15 protein-coding genes are annotated in these 16,346 nt (G+C 53.2%); 10 read left to right on the top strand and 5 right to left on the bottom strand.

Translation table 11 applies throughout. From position 1 onward, the window contains the following. Positions 1–111: 111 nt before the first annotated feature. The 4 genes from OEZ10_07705 to infA all read left to right on the top strand — a co-directional run bounded on the left by OEZ10_07705 (position 112) and on the right by infA (position 3,104). On the top strand, positions 112–1,257 hold the full coding sequence (locus OEZ10_07705) for a GNAT family N-acetyltransferase (protein ID MDH5632865.1): 1,146 nt from the start codon (positions 112–114) through the stop codon (positions 1,255–1,257). A gap of 19 nt (positions 1,258–1,276) precedes the next feature. Continuing rightward, entirely contained in the window at positions 1,277–2,029 is a 753-nt protein-coding gene (aat, locus tag OEZ10_07700; protein ID MDH5632864.1) for a leucyl/phenylalanyl-tRNA--protein transferase, read from the top strand. Beyond that, positions 2,026–2,760 carry an arginyltransferase gene (locus OEZ10_07695; GenBank protein ID MDH5632863.1) on the top strand — a complete coding sequence of 245 codons (735 nt, stop codon included), beginning with the start codon at positions 2,026–2,028 and terminating at the stop codon, positions 2,758–2,760. Before aat ends, OEZ10_07695 begins: the two co-directional genes overlap by 4 nt. A 125-nt stretch (positions 2,761–2,885) precedes the next feature. Next, positions 2,886–3,104 carry a translation initiation factor IF-1 gene (gene infA / locus OEZ10_07690; protein ID MDH5632862.1) on the top strand — a complete coding sequence of 73 codons (219 nt, stop codon included), beginning with the start codon at positions 2,886–2,888 and terminating at the stop codon, positions 3,102–3,104. Between the two features lie 192 nt (positions 3,105–3,296). On the opposite strand, the gene clpA is transcribed toward infA, so the two are convergent. Together clpA and clpS are read right to left on the bottom strand one after the other, a co-directional pair. Then, positions 3,297–5,552, bottom strand: a complete 2,256-nt coding sequence (clpA, locus tag OEZ10_07685) for an ATP-dependent Clp protease ATP-binding subunit ClpA (GenBank protein ID MDH5632861.1) — start codon at positions 5,550–5,552, stop codon at positions 3,297–3,299. Positions 5,553–5,637: 85 nt separating this feature from the next. Next, positions 5,638–5,955 (bottom strand): ATP-dependent Clp protease adapter ClpS, encoded by a 318-nt coding sequence (gene clpS / locus OEZ10_07680; protein ID MDH5632860.1) that lies wholly within the window; start codon positions 5,953–5,955, stop codon positions 5,638–5,640. A gap of 323 nt (positions 5,956–6,278) precedes the next feature. Between clpS and OEZ10_07675 the strand changes: the two genes are divergently transcribed. Next, a complete protein-coding gene (locus tag OEZ10_07675; GenBank protein ID MDH5632859.1) occupies positions 6,279–6,497 on the top strand; it encodes a cold-shock protein in 219 nt (72 codons plus the stop codon). Between the two features lie 73 nt (positions 6,498–6,570). On the opposite strand, the gene OEZ10_07670 is transcribed toward OEZ10_07675, so the two are convergent. Then, positions 6,571–7,071, bottom strand: coding sequence for a hypothetical protein (locus OEZ10_07670; protein MDH5632858.1), 501 nt, complete (start codon positions 7,069–7,071; stop codon positions 6,571–6,573). A 147-nt stretch (positions 7,072–7,218) separates the two neighbouring features. Beyond that, entirely contained in the window at positions 7,219–10,113 is a 2,895-nt protein-coding gene (locus tag OEZ10_07665; protein ID MDH5632857.1) for a hypothetical protein, read from the bottom strand. Positions 10,114–10,234: 121 nt separating this feature from the next. On the opposite strand from OEZ10_07665, the gene OEZ10_07660 reads away from it, so the two are divergent. The 4 genes from OEZ10_07660 to OEZ10_07645 all read left to right on the top strand — a co-directional run bounded on the left by OEZ10_07660 (position 10,235) and on the right by OEZ10_07645 (position 14,481). Then, on the top strand, positions 10,235–10,786 hold the full coding sequence (locus OEZ10_07660; protein ID MDH5632856.1) for a pseudouridine synthase: 552 nt from the start codon (positions 10,235–10,237) through the stop codon (positions 10,784–10,786). Between the two features lie 118 nt (positions 10,787–10,904). Beyond that, on the top strand, positions 10,905–11,960 hold the full coding sequence (locus OEZ10_07655; protein ID MDH5632855.1) for a porin: 1,056 nt from the start codon (positions 10,905–10,907) through the stop codon (positions 11,958–11,960). Beyond that, positions 11,960–12,448 carry a hypothetical protein gene (locus tag OEZ10_07650; GenBank protein MDH5632854.1) on the top strand — a complete coding sequence of 163 codons (489 nt, stop codon included), beginning with the start codon at positions 11,960–11,962 and terminating at the stop codon, positions 12,446–12,448. The genes OEZ10_07655 and OEZ10_07650 overlap by 1 nt, the downstream gene beginning before the upstream one ends. Continuing rightward, positions 12,442–14,481, top strand: a complete 2,040-nt coding sequence (locus OEZ10_07645; GenBank protein MDH5632853.1) for an EAL domain-containing protein — start codon at positions 12,442–12,444, stop codon at positions 14,479–14,481. Before OEZ10_07650 ends, OEZ10_07645 begins: the two co-directional genes overlap by 7 nt. Here OEZ10_07645 and OEZ10_07640 read toward each other — a convergent pair. After that, a complete protein-coding gene (locus tag OEZ10_07640; protein ID MDH5632852.1) occupies positions 14,478–15,434 on the bottom strand; it encodes a DUF4382 domain-containing protein in 957 nt (318 codons plus the stop codon). The genes OEZ10_07645 and OEZ10_07640 overlap by 4 nt on opposite strands. Positions 15,435–15,892: 458 nt before the next feature. Between OEZ10_07640 and OEZ10_07635 the strand changes: the two genes are divergently transcribed. Beyond that, entirely contained in the window at positions 15,893–16,345 is a 453-nt protein-coding gene (locus tag OEZ10_07635) for an NUDIX hydrolase (protein ID MDH5632851.1), read from the top strand. The last annotated feature ends 1 nt before the right edge of the window (position 16,346 follow it).

Below are 16,346 nucleotides of genomic sequence, written 5' to 3'. Positions count from 1 at the left end.
CAAAGCCAGTGCTTTGCAAAGGGCTTCAAGGGAAATAATCTGCGGATATCAGGCAAATCCCGGGCATTTTCCCCTGCCTTTGCGTTGCCGGCGCTCTGCTACACTCAGCCCATGAATCTCAGGATTATTGACGATATCACTCAACTGGCTGCCGCCGACTGGAATGCACTGGAAGGCACGGACAATCCGTTTTTGCGACATGAATTCCTGGCGGCGCTGGAACAAAGTGGCTGCGTTAGCCCGAACCATGGCTGGCAACCCCGGCATCTTGCGCTGTACGACGATCACCAATCCCTGATCGGTGCGGCACCGCTTTTCCTCAAGAGCCATTCCTGGGGCGAATATATTTTTGACTGGGCCTGGGCCAATGCCTATATGCGTGCCGGACTGGATTATTACCCGAAGCTTACCGGTGCCATTCCGTTTACCCCGGCAACAGGGAACCGCCTGCTGGTTCTTGCGGGGCATGATCAATCATGGGTACGGGAGCAGCTAAGCGCCGCTGCCATTGAGCTGGCCACACTGCACAATGCGTCATCACTGCACTGGTTGTTTACAACAGAGGAAGAAAAGCACCAGCTTGCCGGTCACGGCCTGCTGCCACGCAGCAGCTTCCAGTTTCACTGGTCTAACAATGATTACACATGCTTTGATGACTTTCTTTCAGGCATGACGTCGCGCAAGAGAAAGAAAGTGCGCCGCGAACGACGTTACGTCAGCGATGCCGGTATCGAGATGCATCGTGTACCAGGCGAAGCTTGCACGACCGCTGACTGGGATCGGTTCTACCGGTTCTACCGGCGCACCATCATGATTCATGGTGCCAGCGCCTACCTGAACCGTGAGTTCTTTGAACAACTGGGCGCCACTATGCCCGGTAACGTACACCTCTTGTTTGCCCGCGACCAGGGCAATACAGTTGCCGGCGCATTATTCCTCGAAGGCGGCGATACGCTGTATGGACGTTACTGGGGTAGCGATGATGATTATCACAGTCTGCACTTTGAAACCTGCTATTACAGTCCCATTGAATATTGTATCAACACCGGATTGCGGCGTTTTGAAGCCGGCGCACAGGGACGGCACAAGCTGGCGCGTGGATTCCTGCCCAGCCCGACTCACTCGGCGCACTGGGTTCGCGAACCGCAATTCCGCCAGGCTATTGCCGACTACCTGAAATATGAGAGCCAGGGCGTGAGCGAAGAGATCAGTGAACTGGGGCAAGACTCGCCGTTCAGGCATCAACAACCGGGCTGAATCCGCGTAAACTGCGATCATGTTTATTCTTGCACCAGACCATTTTACTTTTCCGCCGGCAGAGCTGGCCTCCCCGGAGGGGCTGCTGGCCATTGGCGGCGACCTGCAAACAGGGCGCCTGCTTGAAGCCTATGGTCACGGTATTTTTCCCTGGTACAACAATGACCAGCCAATCCTGTGGTGGTCACCGGACCCGCGTGCGACCTTGTTTCCGGACCAGCTTCGAATCTCGAAGAGCCTGAAAAAAACCTTGCGCAAGCAAAAGTTTCGCGTCAGCTTTGATCACGCATTTGAGCAGGTTATTCGTGCCTGCGCAGCATCGAGAGCCGGGCGGCGACGACCTGAACAGGAGGCCGGCGACGCTACTGATCCCGGAACCTGGATACTGCCCGAAATGATTGAGGCCTACTGCATACTGCATGAACAAGGCTACGCCCATTCGGTGGAAACCTGGCTCGACGACAAGCTGGTTGGCGGCCTTTACGGCGTCAGCCTCGGGCGCGCATTCTTCGGCGAATCCATGTTCAGCCGTGAAACCGATGCTTCCAAGGTGGCGCTGGTATTCCTGGCCGAACAACTGAAACAATGGCGATTTGAACTGATCGACTGCCAGGTATCGTCACCGCACTTGCAAACCCTTGGTGCCGTTGATTTGCGTCGAGAGGACTTCATGACTCACCTCAGTCGTGCCCTGGCTGGCCCCGACCAACCCGGCTCCTGGGCCGGCGCTCGACCCTGTTCACCCTGGTTCATCGACGGTGAAGTGCCATGAACCGCAAAACCGAGGCGCCATCGCTTTACCTGAGCCTGCCACAGACCTGTAGTTACCTGCAGGACCTGCAAAGCCAGATCCTGTTTCTCGATCCTGACCAGGCCGTCAACCCGGCCATGTACGACAAGCTTCTCGGCCTTGGATTTCGTCGCAGCGGCAAATTGGTCTACCGGCCCCACTGCCCACACTGTGGCGGCTGTATCCCGGTACGCATTTCAATTGCTGAATTCAGGCCATCTCGTGGACAACGACGCACGCTGGCAAAAAACCGGGATCTGCATATCAGGGTTGTCGAGCCTTACTTCGATGACACCGTATTTTCACTATACGGGAAATACCAAAACCGGCGCCACCAGGGTGCCGGCATGGATAATCCCCGCCCCGAGACATTCACGGACTTTCTGGTCGCCACACCAGTGGACACCCGGTTCGTGGAATTCCGGGAGCCGGGAACCGGGCGATTACTCGCCGTTGCCGTTGCCGACCTGCAGCCGACCAGCCTGTCTGCCGTATATACTTTTTTTGACCCGGACCAATCGCGCCGTGGCCTGGGCACCCTGGCCATTCTGTGGCAGGTGGAATATGCCCGGAAAAACGGTTTGGAATGGCTGTATCTCGGCTATTGGATCGAAAACAGCCCGAAAATGTCTTACAAACAGAATTTTCAACCGCTGCAGACGCTGTCTGCGGACGGTCAGTGGCATTTGATGAGCGAGGAATCTGACAATTAAACGGCTTTCGCGGCGCTGAGCGCTTTACGCCCTGCCCCCTTTGCGGCATTATACGGCGCGATCACGACCCCGGCTAACAGCGCGAGCCGGCAACTTCATCGGAATGCAGTGTAGTAGAGAACGTAGTGGCAAAAGAAGAAAGCATAGAAATGGAAGGCACGGTAGTGGATACACTGCCGAACACCCTGTTCCGCGTTGAACTGGATAACGGTCACGTTGTCACGGCGCATATTTCAGGAAAAATGCGCAAGCACTACATTCGTATTCTCACCGGTGACAAGGTAACAGTGCAATTGACCCCTTATGACCTGACCAAGGGTCGCATAGTATTCCGCGCACGCTAGGCCACTCCTGGCCCGACCCGGGTCTGATTATCAGTTGATACACCACTATTCAGCCGCCATCGACTCTGGACCAGCTACTCCAGCGCCTCCAGGATGACTGGACATACATCCAGATTTGACACGCTGATAAAACCAAAAAGCCCGCATTGCGGGCTTTTTGGTTTCCGGGATCGGCTATCATTCAGTCGAAAACTAGGTGGTTACCGGCTCCGGTATATCAAAGTGGAATTCACCATCTTCAACACGAATAACGACATGGCCGCCACCGGACAGGCTGCCAAACAGGATTTCATCAGCAAGCCCTTTCTTGATCTTTTCCTGGATCAGGCGTGACATGGGCCGGGCGCCCATGGCTGGATCGTAACCATGCTCTGTCAGCCAAGCTCGTGCTGATTGTTCAAGTTCAATAGTCACGTTCCGATCAGCCAGCTGCGCTTCCAGTTCCATGATGAACTTGTCGACCACGTGAGCAATGGTGTCCTTTTCAAGTGCCTTGAATCGAATAATGGCATCAAGACGATTGCGGAACTCCGGTGTAAACATCCGGTTAATGTCTTCCATGTCATCAACACTGTTATCCTGCTCGGTGAAACCCATGGATGCACGCGCGGCACGCTGTGCGCCGGCATTGGTAGTCATGACAATGATGACGTTACGAAAATCCGCCTTGCGGCCATTGTTGTCCGTGAGCGTGCCGTGATCCATTACCTGCAATAGCAGGTTGAATACGTCGGGGTGCGCCTTTTCAATTTCATCAAGCAGCAGCACTGAATGTGGATGCTTGGTAATGGCATCGGTCAGCAGGCCACCCTGGTCAAAACCGACATAACCCGGCGGTGCGCCAATCAGTCTTGAGACGGTGTGGCGCTCCATGTACTCGGACATATCAAACCGGATCAGCTCGATACCCAGTGTATGTGCAAGCTGGCGGGTAACCTCTGTTTTACCGACACCGGTCGGGCCGGAGAACAGGTATGCACCAATCGGCTTGCCACCTTCGCGCAAGCCGGAACGGGACAGCTTGATGGATGTCGACAGCGCTTCGATAGCAGCGTCCTGCCCATAAACTACCATCTTCAAATCACGATCAAGATTGCGCAGCGCCTCAAGGTCTGACTTGGAGACACTCTTGGGCGGGATGCGGGCAATCTTGGCAACGATATTCTCAATATCTCCGACACCAATGGTTTTCTTGCGCTTGGATGGCACGAGCAACTGCATGCTGGCGCCGGCTTCATCAATAACGTCAATCGCCTTGTCAGGCAAATGACGGTCGGTGATATAGCGTGCCGATAATTCGACGGCACTGCGCAAGGCCTGGTTGGTATACTTGATATTGTGATGCTCCTCGAACCGGGTCTTGAGGCCGCGCAGGATTTCAAAGGTCTCGTCCTCGGTAGGCTCAACCACGTCAATTTTCTGGAACCGGCGGGACAAGGCGCGATCCTTGTCAAAGATCCCGCGATATTCCTGGTAAGTGGTAGAACCAATACACTTGAGATCACCACTGCCAAGTACTGGCTTTAACAAGTTTGAGGCATCCATGGCACCGCCGGACGCGGCACCGGCTCCGATTATGGTATGAATCTCGTCAATAAACAGGATGGCGTGACGCTGCTTCTTGAGCTGACCCAATACCGCCTTCAGGCGTTTTTCAAAATCACCGCGATACTTGGTGCCGGCCAGCAACGCGCCCATGTCCAGAGAATAGATCACCGCATCGGCCAGCACCTCCGGCACCTCGCCGTCAACAATATGCTTGGCCAGTCCTTCAGCAAGTGCGGTCTTGCCGACACCGGCTTCGCCCACGTACAAGGGATTGTTCTTGCGACGCCGGCACAGAATCTGGATCGTACGTTCCAGTTCGTAAGCTCGGCCTATTAGCGGATCAATCCTGCCTTCCAGCGCCCGCTGATTGAGGTTGATGGTAAACACATCAAGCGGGCTGCGTTCGGCCTGGGCCGTCGACTCTTCACCTTCCTCGGGAGCAGGCAATTCATTCTGGTTCTCTCCCGGCACCTTGGAAATGCCGTGGGAAATGAAATTCACCACATCAAACCGTGTGATATTTTGCTTGTGCAGAAAATACACGGCATGGGATTCCTTTTCGGCGAAAATGGCCACCAGGACGTTGGCGCCGGTCACCTCTTTCTTGCCGGCCCCCTGAACATGGAGCACGGCGCGCTGAATAACACGCTGGAATCCCAGGGTCGGCTGGGTGTCCACTTCGGCGCCGCCGGGGACCTTGGGTACATTCTCGCTGAGAAACTCGTCAACACTCTTGCGCAGGCTTTCAATATCACCGCCACACGCTCGCAATACTCGTGCGGCAGTAGCGTTGTCCAGCAGCGCACCCAGCAGATGCTCTACCGTAATATATTCATGACGCTCATCCCTGGCCGCCTGGAATGCCGCATTCAAGGAGTATTCCAATTCCTGTGACAACATCGCTAACCCCGCTCATTACGTCTTCAATATATTCTGGATATCTGGCCTGTAGCTGCGCAGAACCCTGAAATGCTTCATGCAATAATCATTCCGGCTCCATCACGCACTGCAAAGGCTGTTGATGATCCTCTGCATACTGCATAACCTGCATCACCTTGGTTTCGGCGATATCGCGCGAATAGACGCCACAAACTCCCCGGCCCCGCGTATGCACATGAAGCATGATCTGGGTGGCTTGCTCCCGGGTTTTCCGGAAGAAAAGCTCCAGCACCTCAACGACAAACTCCATGGTTGTATAGTCGTCATTCAGCAGAATCACTTTATAGAGCTTGGGCTTTTCAAGCTTCGGCCTGGATTCCTGAACGACCAGTTCGTCGTGGTGTTGCGGTACTTTTTCGCTCATTCTGCTTCTCTAATTTCTATGGTAGACCATTTTTTGACGGGCTGGGTTCATTGTGCGGCCCGGACACAAAATTTCAAGCAGTCTGTTTGCAAGGACTTTTTTCCCGGTTATTTCCTAATTTTACCAGCTTTCTTGGCAGGTAATTCCCTGACTTTTTAGACAGTTGACTTACTCGGACATTGGCGCATCATAGTGATTCTCATTTTCATTAATGCTTTGGCAGGGCCGTTTCCCGGCGACCTGGCAGAAAACCTGACCAAGACGGCCGGAGACGGGATTGATAACACGGTGAACCATCACCAGGCAGGAAGCAGGAGATCAGCATGGCATTAGGTACAGTTAAGTGGTTCAGCAACAACAAGGGCTACGGCTTTATTTCCCCTTCTGAAGGTGGACCGGATGTATTTGCCCACTATTCAGCCATCCAGATGGATGGCTACAAGACCCTGAAACAGGGCCAGGAAGTGCAATTTGAGCTGAACGAAAGTCCGAAGGGGCTTCAGGCCGCCAACATTATGGCTGCCGAACAAATCAGCCACTGAGCACTGAATATTCCAAATATCAAACCCGGCCCGGGCAATCGGGCCGGGTTTTTCTTTGGTGGCGAGTTGTCGGCTACTCTCCCAAGCGAGCATCCATGGTTGGACTGGCAACCCAGACACCAATATCTTTGGCTACCGCTTGGGCCGCATATTGCAGGGCGCTGCATGTGCGTCGGCCCTTGGATGTGCCGCGCTGCGCAGTAAATGTACCTATCACTTTGCCATCACGCTTTAGCGTACCAACCGTTTTAACGGTGCGACGTCCGCCCATGCCCCAACCACCGCCACCGTGACCCATAGCATCTTCGATTTTTACATCCAACACGTCACCCTTCGCGCCTTTCAGACTGCCGACCTGCTCAACCTTGTCATAGCCCTTCGCTGCCTTTCTAATCGTCTTGGACAGCGTCTCCGGCAATTTGCATTCGGTTACAATGGCAGCCCGAATCTTCTTGGCGTCGACGAAGTCCGCTTTTTCCGGAATTGTCAGCGTGCCGCCTGCAAATACAGATACAGGCAAGATCAGGCATACCGAAACCATCAGCCGACCCATCCCCGAAGTTATATTTTTCATTTCCATGTCTCCTTTTAATACTGTATAGATTTCAACATCTGCGCATCATTGCCCGGATTCGCAATTCCGGGTTTCAGGTCAATTCATCACAGATAGATCACAGCATAGCAATCTGGAACATGAATTCCACCACCGATGTCACTACCATCAAAACGACGCCCCAACGCCCAGGTAAACCTGGTCTTCGCCACCCAGGTCAAAACCGTGCGCATAGCCAACACGCAAGTCGAGCACACCACTATAAAATGCCGTGATCTCAAAATGCCCTTCCACGCCGGCGCCGGTAAAGTACTCGGTGGCAACTTCCTGCTCGCTGTTCCAGGCTGCGCCATAATCAACAAACAGCGTGCCATGAATCTGGCTGATGCCGATAGGCGGCATTGTCGAGCCACGCTCAATCCGCACAACCGGGAATCGGTATTCCGCCGAGCCCAGGTGCATATTGCGACCGGTCAACCAGGCCAGGCCACTGGGATAACCACGCAAGCCATAACGTCGCTGGGCAAACGGTGAATTCACCAGCGTGCTGTCGAGCAGGTACGACGTCCCACCGGCGCCAATTGAGCCACCAAGCCTGAAAGGAACCGGCCACTCGGTACTGCGGGCACCAGCAAAACGCAGGGCCAGAACATGCTCGCCCCAGAGCGGCCAGAATTCGCGCCAGTCCAGCAGATATAACTCACCCGAATAATTATCGTCGTCAACCAGGTTACTGTTTTCATAAACCAGGTTGATTTGCCTGCCATCATTACGACTGATGCTGCGCGAGAACCACTTGCTGGAGTTATAGACAAACGCCAGGCCGGCGAGACTGTCTTCATCATCAGGTTCTCCATCAATACCCGCAGTCTCATTTATCCAGCCATCTGATTCCTTCAGGTGCACATAACCAAGATGCGTGGTAAGACGCCGATCCAGGCTCAACCAGGGAAACACGAGCTCGGCCTGGTAGACATCATTCAGGCGAATCCGCTGAGTCTCGCTGTCCAGGTTCAGGTAACTCGTCGAATAGCGTGATGCGTGGTATTTGAACGTTGGCCACCAGCGGTCGTAGATGTAATCCACCGAACCGACTGCCCAGTCATTCTGCACATCCCAGGCAAGCAATCCGGAGTAGATATGACGGTTTAACACATCGGTTCCGGATGTCATTACACCCATTTCGGCCAGTCGATCGGATACATTCTCATAAGGCATCCACCAACGCGGATACAGTGTTGACCAGGGCCAGTAGTCCTTGGTCTCGGTCTCACCCAGCTCCGGCCAGTCCGTACGTACTTTTGCAGAAGGGCCAGCCTTGGCAACCACGGCTTTTGTTGCTGATGAAGCCGCGTTCTCGACACGGTAGATATCCTGACCGCCGGCATGATAGCCGGTGAAATACAGCGAACCATCATCAGCCAACACCGGGGAGAATGCACCACCCAGCACATTGGTCAGCGTCGTGATCTTTCCTGATGCAACATCAAGGCTGTGAATATTGTAAACATCGTTGTAATCCGCGCTGTAGATGATTGATTTTCCGTCAGCGCTGTATTGCGGGTGCATTTCAATGGATTGCTGCTTCGTGATCCGTTTCCAGGTCCTGTCGGAAACCGCAAATTCTTCAAGATCCCAGCCGTTTTCCGGGCGCCACACCGATGCCACGATGAGATTGCCATCCGGTGACCAGTCCAGCTGTCCGATTACTGTATCGTCGCTCGCCTGCCAGAGTGTTTCAGCACTATCCTTGTCACCGTGCGCATTCATCAGCACCAGGCTGCTTTTTCCGTTATGCACTCGCGCTGCAGCAATACGCTCACCGTCCGGATGCCAGCTGGCGGCATGGTATTGGCCACAGCTGGTCAGCCGCCGGGTGCGCCCGGAATCCGGGTTAACCTGGTACAGATCGTAAAACAATTGCGCATTGCCACAAAATTCCGGTTGCGCCAGCAGGATACCGACCTTTGGGTGAATATCGAACGTGGCGTAAAAGTGCACATCGGCCAGGTGGCTGGCTTGTTGCTCACCCTTGCCCAGCTTCATTAGCGCCGGGCGACGCATGTCATCTGAACGAATATAGTAGAGATCGCCGTCAAGCAGCCGGGCATTGCCGGTATCATAGCCGTGCGCAGTCAGGCGTTGCCCCTCTACAAGACCACTTTTTTGCAGGCCCTCGATTTGCGGCATGTAGCGCTTTTTAAGGTACGCCTCAAAATCGCGCCACACCCCGTTAATATTCTTGCCAAAAACGGCGCCCATGTTGGCATTGACCCGAAACGCAAGACCATCATCACTATAATCTTCCACCATTTTCACAACGGCATCCTTGCCTTTGGTTTCGGCCAGGAAATCGAAAAAGTGCACACCATACAGATAAGGGATAGTTCCGGTCGGCCAGTCCACCGTGTACCAGTTGGCCTGGCGATAGGACTTGATTCCTTCCAGCACTTCCATGCGCATCATCATGCCGAAATAACTGCTTTGGCCACGGCCAATGCCGCGCTCCCGGTCCGTTTCATAGTAGGTGGCCAGGCCCTCTACCACCCAACTCGGCTGAAACGCGTTGGGAAACACGGAAAACGGGAAGAATGACGGGTAACGTCCGATAACATAGCGCATGAACTTCGGGAAGCCGCTGGCCTTGTCCAGGTGCAGGGTATGGATGTACTCGTGGGTAATAACGGTTTCCAGCCAGCCACCATGATCTTCCAGTGAGTTGGGCTCGGTCGGTGGCGTAACATAGATGGCTTCACGATTGTCAGGCACCGGTGTTGACCAGCCGTTGGACAGGCCGATTTCATCGGTCAGGATCATGTTGGTTCGACCGCCCGGTTCCCATTTCAGGATTTTGCTGTATCGATCGTGCACATCTTCTGCGATACGCGCCGCTTTTATCGCCAGTTCCTCCAGCCCGTCGTGGTAATGCACCTTGAAATGCGGTGTTACCAGCACCTTCCATTCGTGACCGGCGGTGTGGCTGACCGCTGCCCAGCTCCCGGGCATAAACAGGACCAACCACATCAAAAGCAGCCTGCGACCAAAGTATTGCCTCATATCCATCCCCAAAAGCCTTCCTGGTTGTCTGCCGGGCAAATTCAGGCACCCGGTATTTATGGTTTGTTTTCCAATATAATAATAAGGAGGAAACAAAGAAGCCAACCCCTGGTACTTGGTATAGCCGATGCTGATTGCGTTTAACAAACCTTTTAACGTGCTGTGCCAGTTTACAGACAAACACGACCGGCCAACACTGGCCGATTACCTGTCTGTACCGGGAGTCTATCCCGCCGGGCGCCTGGATGCCGACAGTGAAGGCCTGGTGTTGCTGACTGATGACGGCGCATTGCAGAACCGCATCGCCAACCCGGACAGCGGCATGGAAAAGACCTATTGGGTCCAGGTAGAAGGCATACCTGACCGGGCTGCTCTTTGGGCGCTACGACGCGGAGTGGAAATAAAAGGCGGCCCAACCCTGCCTGCCCGGGCGAAGCTGATTGACCCTCCTGCCATTTGGACCCGAAATCCGCCGATCAGGCAACGTAGAAACATTCCAACCTCCTGGATTGAACTGGTGATTTCCGAAGGCCGCAACCGCCAGGTTCGCCATATGACAGCGGCAGTCGGCAATCCAACACTTCGCCTGATAAGGGTTGCGATCGGCTCCTGCAGGCTGGACAGCCTCATGCCCGGGGAGTATCGCGAGATTGATGCTGAGACCGAAATAGCGAATTGAAAATCATTAAATCGGGTGCACGCTAACGACTTTTGCCCACCCCTTTTCAGACTGGTCAAAATGTATATATGCAATTACAATGAGTGAATAACAAATTACAAAAATTCAATCACTTATTATGACGTATATACGGAAAGCAACAGTATTTCTGCTTGCACTGGTCTATTGTGTTTACGCTACCGCGGAAACCAAGGTGACGGGTTATGCGTCCATCGTTGCCGGGAAAACTGCGGGTGATAGCCAGTTTCTCGCCGACTACCCCAAGGCCGGTATCTATGAAAATGAAATCAGCTTCAAACCTGATACCTCGGCAGGCATCCAGATTTCCGCCGAGCTTGGGCCAGGGCTTGATTTTATTACCCAGCTTGCCAGTCACGGCGCCAGGGACTTTGCTACGGAGGCCGGATGGGCCTATCTCAGCTATGAAATACGTCCAGAACTGATTTTTCACCTTGGCCGCAAGGCCTTGCCGCTCTATTACTATTCAGACTCATTTGATATCGGTTATACCTATCACTGGATACGCCCACCAGCGGACAACTATACGTGGCAGATATCACACTACAATGGCGCCAGTATCAGTTACATCCCGCAACTTACCAACTGGGATGCATCGATCATGGTGTATGGCGGGCGCGAGGACAGCGAAGACAATGACCTGTTAAGCCTGTTGTCCGGCGCATCAGTCGACGAGACCTGGAAAAACATGATCGGCCTGGTGGTAGAATCCTCATACAACTGGCTGGACGTCAGGCTATCCTATCTGCATGGACTGGTTGATCGGGATGTAAACAACATTCCGACAAAACGAAATGTCGCACAGGATTTTTACGGCGCATCAGTCAACCTGGATTTCAATCCATTCAAAGTATTCTCCGAGTACAACGAATACCGTCGTGACCTCGATTCCAATTTTATCAACACGGGAATGTACTCCATCAGTTACCGTATTGGTGATTTCACGCCACATGTCACACGGTCACGCTTTACCCAACACGTGCGCGGAAAAAGCGGCGATGAGGCGCATAACACCACCTCGGTAGGGGTCAGGTGGGATGTAGCAAATTCTCTTGCCCTGAAAATCCAGTATGACAAGGTCGAAGATGAAGGCGTTAACATACCGGTGCTGGGCAACTCCAGTGTCTACTCTGTCGCGGTTGACCTGGTGTTCTGATGACTACGAATAGCAGCATGTCCGGCCCATTGCGCGTGTTGCTCGCTTCCATACCGGGCATGGCGCCAGCGCTTGCACTGCTGGTCTTGCTGATAAATGCGCCAGTCCTCGCCAGCCAGGAACTGTCAGCTGTACTGATTACGACTTCAACAAACAGTCTCCCGCAGATTTCGAAAACCGACGTACGACGAATGTATCTCGGCCTGCCGTCAATAAATGACACCGGTCGCAGCAAGCCGGTTCTGAATCTCGCAGACGAAGTTTTGTACCGGGAATTCCTTAAAAATGTGATGCACATGACTGAAGACGGATACAAGCGGAAGCTGATCAAACGCGTATTCCGCTATGGTGCCGCGACGCTTGCAAGCGTGGAAAGCCTGGAAGGACTTGACAATCACCTTGCGGAAAACCCGGAGGACATCTGCTTTGTCCGGATCACGGATGTAGACAAGATACGAAACGCCAGGGTGCTAATGACGTTATGGTAGATCATGCAGGAAAACCACGTGGATTCGGTATCAGTCGATACGTCATCATCAGCATAATACTGATGCATGTTGCCCTGATGCCCTTTATCTACATGGCGATCATGAATGCCTACAAATCAAATACCGCGGAACAGTTTATCAGCCAGGCCCGGGCAGTTGCCGGGCTGATATCAGATATGCTGTCCACAAGACAACTCGAATCGAATCGCAAGGATATTATTGCAATTCTGGATTCTGCCATACTCGGAAATGATGTTGTCTATATCCAGGTTTCGGTAAGCAACCAGGATATTATTCTGCCTTCAGATGCCCCGGCGCTATCCGCGCGAAATTACACGGAAGACAGTACCATTGGTGAAAACGGCGACAACACCTACTACCTAACCGTTCCGGTCTACTTCAGTGACACGAAAACCATCGCCACGCTGAATATCGGTTTTGATGAAACTCCGATTTCGGACAGCTATCAGAAAATAGCTGCGCGATTTTTGCTGATCACCCTGCTGTACCTGGTAGCGCTGGTTACATTGGTAATTACCGGTGTTCACCTGATACACAAACCATTGGTTGTGCTTAGCAATCGATCCAGGGACATTGCTGACGGCAACATTGATACGCCACTTCATCTTGACACGCGCATTATCGAAATCGATCAACTGGCCGCCGACCTGGAGACCATGCGTACGTCGCTGGTAACACTGGCAGATGATCTGCAACACAAGGCCACCCATGACGACCTGACAGCACTGGCCAACAGGAACCTGTTTAACGAGCGCCTTGATCGAGCGGTTACCGAGTCGATCCGGACACACGAACCATTTGCCGTGTTGCTTCTGGACCTTAACCGGTTCAAGGAGATCAACGACATACTGGGTCATGATATCGGTGACGAGGTCCTGAACGTTGTTGCTGCCAGGATGAAAGCTTCGGTTCGAGAGTCAGACGTACTTGCCCGGATCGGCGGTGACGAATTTTGCCTGCTGATATACGGCGCCGGCCAGATCCTGGCCGAGAAAATTGCAGCCAATGTGCTGGATACCCTGAAGCCAAGCATGAGCATCAAGGGTCATACACTCAAGATTGGTGCCAGCATCGGCATATCCATCTATCCCGATAACGGCAAGACTGCGGAAGACCTCATGCGACGTGCTGATGTGGCCATGTACCACGCCAAACGCAACAACCTCACACTGGCGTCCTATCACGATGAAATGGACTCCGACAGTCATGCCAACCTGATTATCGCTCACGACATCAAGCAGGCTATGAAAACCGGTCAGCTTCGTGCCGTATTCGAGCCCAGGATCGATATCGCAAACAACAAGCTGGCGGGATTTGAGTTGCTGCTTCGATGGGAACACCCGACGCTGGGCATTCTGTCGCCCGAACAATTCATCCCGTTGGCGGAAAGGGACAACCAGATATGCAAGATCACGCGCTGGGTCGTATCCCGCTACCTGCCGGAGCTGGCCAGCATATGCGGGCAGTTTCCCGGCCTGGTTTTCTCGCTCAATGTCTCGCCCAACGACTTGCTGTGCAACACTCTGCTGGATCTCGTTCTCGAAACATCTTCCGGCTTCAGCTTCCCGCTGAATCAGCTCACCATCGAGGTAACTGAAAACACAATTATGAGCAACCCCAGTCGTTCTGCCGGCATCCTGAACAGGTTTCATGAGTCTGGCGTCAACGTCTCGGTAGATGACTTTGGCACCGGCTACTCTTCCCTGTCGTACTTGCAGAAGTTTCCCATCAGTGAACTGAAAATCGACAAGTCATTCATTCACAAGCTGTCTCGCGATTCCGGAAATTACCCTATCGTAAACGCCAGTATAACCATGGCACATGATCTCGGAATCAAGGTGGTTGCTGAAGGCGTCGAGGATGCTGAAACCTGTGAGCTGTTGCGCGACATGGGCTGTGACTCCGCCCAGGGTTATTACTTCGGGCACAGCGTCGAACTGGCAGCGCTGGAATCGTTTATTCCGCGGTTCAATCCTGGAAAAAATGTTGTCGTGAAAATGCCGCTGGATTAACGAACAACATCAACAATGTTGTTGCCGGCGCTCACTGTAATATTGCTTGAAGGGAAAAACATCACCGGATCGTCAGACTCGGGCTGATCCAGATCAGCATTGCAGCTGAATGCGACAGTGTAGTCGCCGTAGGGCAGAAAACCGATCTTGTATTCGTATTCGCCACTGCCTGCATTAAACACGACATTACCCGACGTCAACGGCTCTGAAGCCCTGCCATCAATGTCATCCGGCACCACGTTGGCACCTTCGAATACATACACTACGTTCCCGGTATTGGGGTCAGCATCAGAACACATCGCGGGATCCGTCAACAGCGACGAGGCAATAACGCCGGACAAGGTGCCCGAAGATTGGTCAGCCATTCGCAACACCGGCTTGAGATAATAGTCGGTCGGATTTGCCGCAACGACGGATTTACGCAAATCAAAGTCGATAACCTTGTTGCTATTGCCGTTGGCCAGAACTGTCAGACCGTTGCTCAACTTGAGCCCGGTTTCAGCACCACTGGGAATCGTCAGCTCGCGACGGTCACCGTCTACGGTGCCATCGTCAAAAACTATATACGTATCAAGCACGCCTGCAGTTTCGACATCCAGACGAACCCAGTTGTACTCCCCGGCGGGAACAACAACATCGACAAACAGGTCGTCGGTCAAATCACCCTGGAGGGCCAACAAGTTAATATCCCTGGGGGCATCGAACACCACCTGAAAGGGGTCCATATCCTTGGGCTTGAGCGTTACCCCGGAGAACCGAACCCAGACTGCTCGCGCGCCATCAACCGGAGCGTCGGTTATCTTGAGAGAGAGCATACCGTTTACCACACCACCACGACCGCCACTCAAATCAAGACTGCTGCTGTCTCCGGCGCCGCAACCGGAAACAAGAGCGGCCGCCGTCACGACCGCAGTCATGACCTTTTTTTGCAATATTGGCAGTAACGTGTTCACCTGGGTAACTCCGGCGTCGCAATCGGTCTTTTGTCGTAACAAGCCAGTTACGACACTTTCTGAACCTTTTCTGATGCCTAAATTCTAACGTAAGCCAATATTGACGCCTAGTATTTGCTCTAATTAGAAATCGACTGATTCCAGCATTAGGAAACACTAATAATAAATTAATTACAACAAGTTATGGCATTTATTTAAGCTAAAATATTATTTATCTCGGATATCCTATACATGCAGAGGTTCCGCCAACCCGCCAAACTGTGAACCAGTTCACAGTTTGGCTCATACCGTATTCCAAAAATACGCAACCATGCGGTGTGCCGATTTTTCCGTCATCCTGGGCTACCCATCGCTGCGGATTTCTGACCTTTGCACCGGGCTACCTGTTTTGTAGCTTGATAATTTTCCGGCGGCAACGAAACATTCGCCAGGCACCCGTGATTTGGTACCATCGCGCCATGATCTGGAAGCCCCATGTAACTGTTGCAGCGGTTGTTGAACGTGACAACCGGTTTCTGCTGGTTGAAGAATACGCCGACAACCCGAACCGTACCGTATTCAACCAGCCGGCCGGGCACCTGGAAAAAGGCGAAAGCATTATTGAAGCAGTCATCCGGGAAACCCTGGAAGAAACGGCGTGGCAGTTTACGCCCACCGCGCTCGTCGGAATTTATCGCTGGCCACATCCACAAAAGGATCTGACTTACCTTCGTTTCGCCTTCACCGGAACGGTAACCGGCCACAACCCGGTGCTTTCACTGGACGACGGCATTGTCGGAACCGCCTGGAAAACCCGCGACGAGATTGAAGCGCTGGGCAACAGGCTGCGCAGCCCACAGGTTTTGCGTGGCATCGATGACTACCTGGCCGGTCATCGCACCCCGCTGGATATCTTCAAAGACCTCGACTGAC

The sequence above is a fragment of the Gammaproteobacteria bacterium genome (genome assembly GCA_029880545.1).
Classification (GTDB): domain Bacteria; phylum Pseudomonadota; class Gammaproteobacteria; order Acidiferrobacterales; family SZUA-150; genus JAOUOD01.
Note: the sequence above shows the minus strand (reverse complement) of the source record. Positions and strands in the feature narration are given on the sequence as shown.

Bases quoted from the DNA above. Each gene is read 5' to 3' on its own strand.
- clpS (MDH5632860.1), bottom strand. From the start codon at position 5,955: ATGAGCGAAAAAGTACCGCAACACCACGACGAACTGGTCGTTCAGGAA.
- OEZ10_07675 (MDH5632859.1), top strand. From the start codon at position 6,279: ATGGCATTAGGTACAGTTAAGTGGTTCAGCAACAACAAGGGCTACGGC.
- aat (MDH5632864.1), top strand. From the start codon at position 1,277: ATGTTTATTCTTGCACCAGACCATTTTACTTTTCCGCCGGCAGAGCTG.
- OEZ10_07650 (MDH5632854.1), top strand. From the start codon at position 11,960: ATGACTACGAATAGCAGCATGTCCGGCCCATTGCGCGTGTTGCTCGCT.
- clpA (MDH5632861.1), bottom strand. From the start codon at position 5,552: ATGTTGTCACAGGAATTGGAATACTCCTTGAATGCGGCATTCCAGGCG.
- OEZ10_07670 (MDH5632858.1), bottom strand. From the start codon at position 7,071: ATGAAAAATATAACTTCGGGGATGGGTCGGCTGATGGTTTCGGTATGC.
- OEZ10_07660 (MDH5632856.1), top strand. From the start codon at position 10,235: ATGCTGATTGCGTTTAACAAACCTTTTAACGTGCTGTGCCAGTTTACA.
- OEZ10_07655 (MDH5632855.1), top strand. From the start codon at position 10,905: ATGACGTATATACGGAAAGCAACAGTATTTCTGCTTGCACTGGTCTAT.
- OEZ10_07645 (MDH5632853.1), top strand. From the start codon at position 12,442: ATGGTAGATCATGCAGGAAAACCACGTGGATTCGGTATCAGTCGATAC.
- OEZ10_07665 (MDH5632857.1), bottom strand. From the start codon at position 10,113: ATGGATATGAGGCAATACTTTGGTCGCAGGCTGCTTTTGATGTGGTTG.
- OEZ10_07695 (MDH5632863.1), top strand. From the start codon at position 2,026: ATGAACCGCAAAACCGAGGCGCCATCGCTTTACCTGAGCCTGCCACAG.
- OEZ10_07705 (MDH5632865.1), top strand. From the start codon at position 112: ATGAATCTCAGGATTATTGACGATATCACTCAACTGGCTGCCGCCGAC.
- OEZ10_07635 (MDH5632851.1), top strand. From the start codon at position 15,893: ATGATCTGGAAGCCCCATGTAACTGTTGCAGCGGTTGTTGAACGTGAC.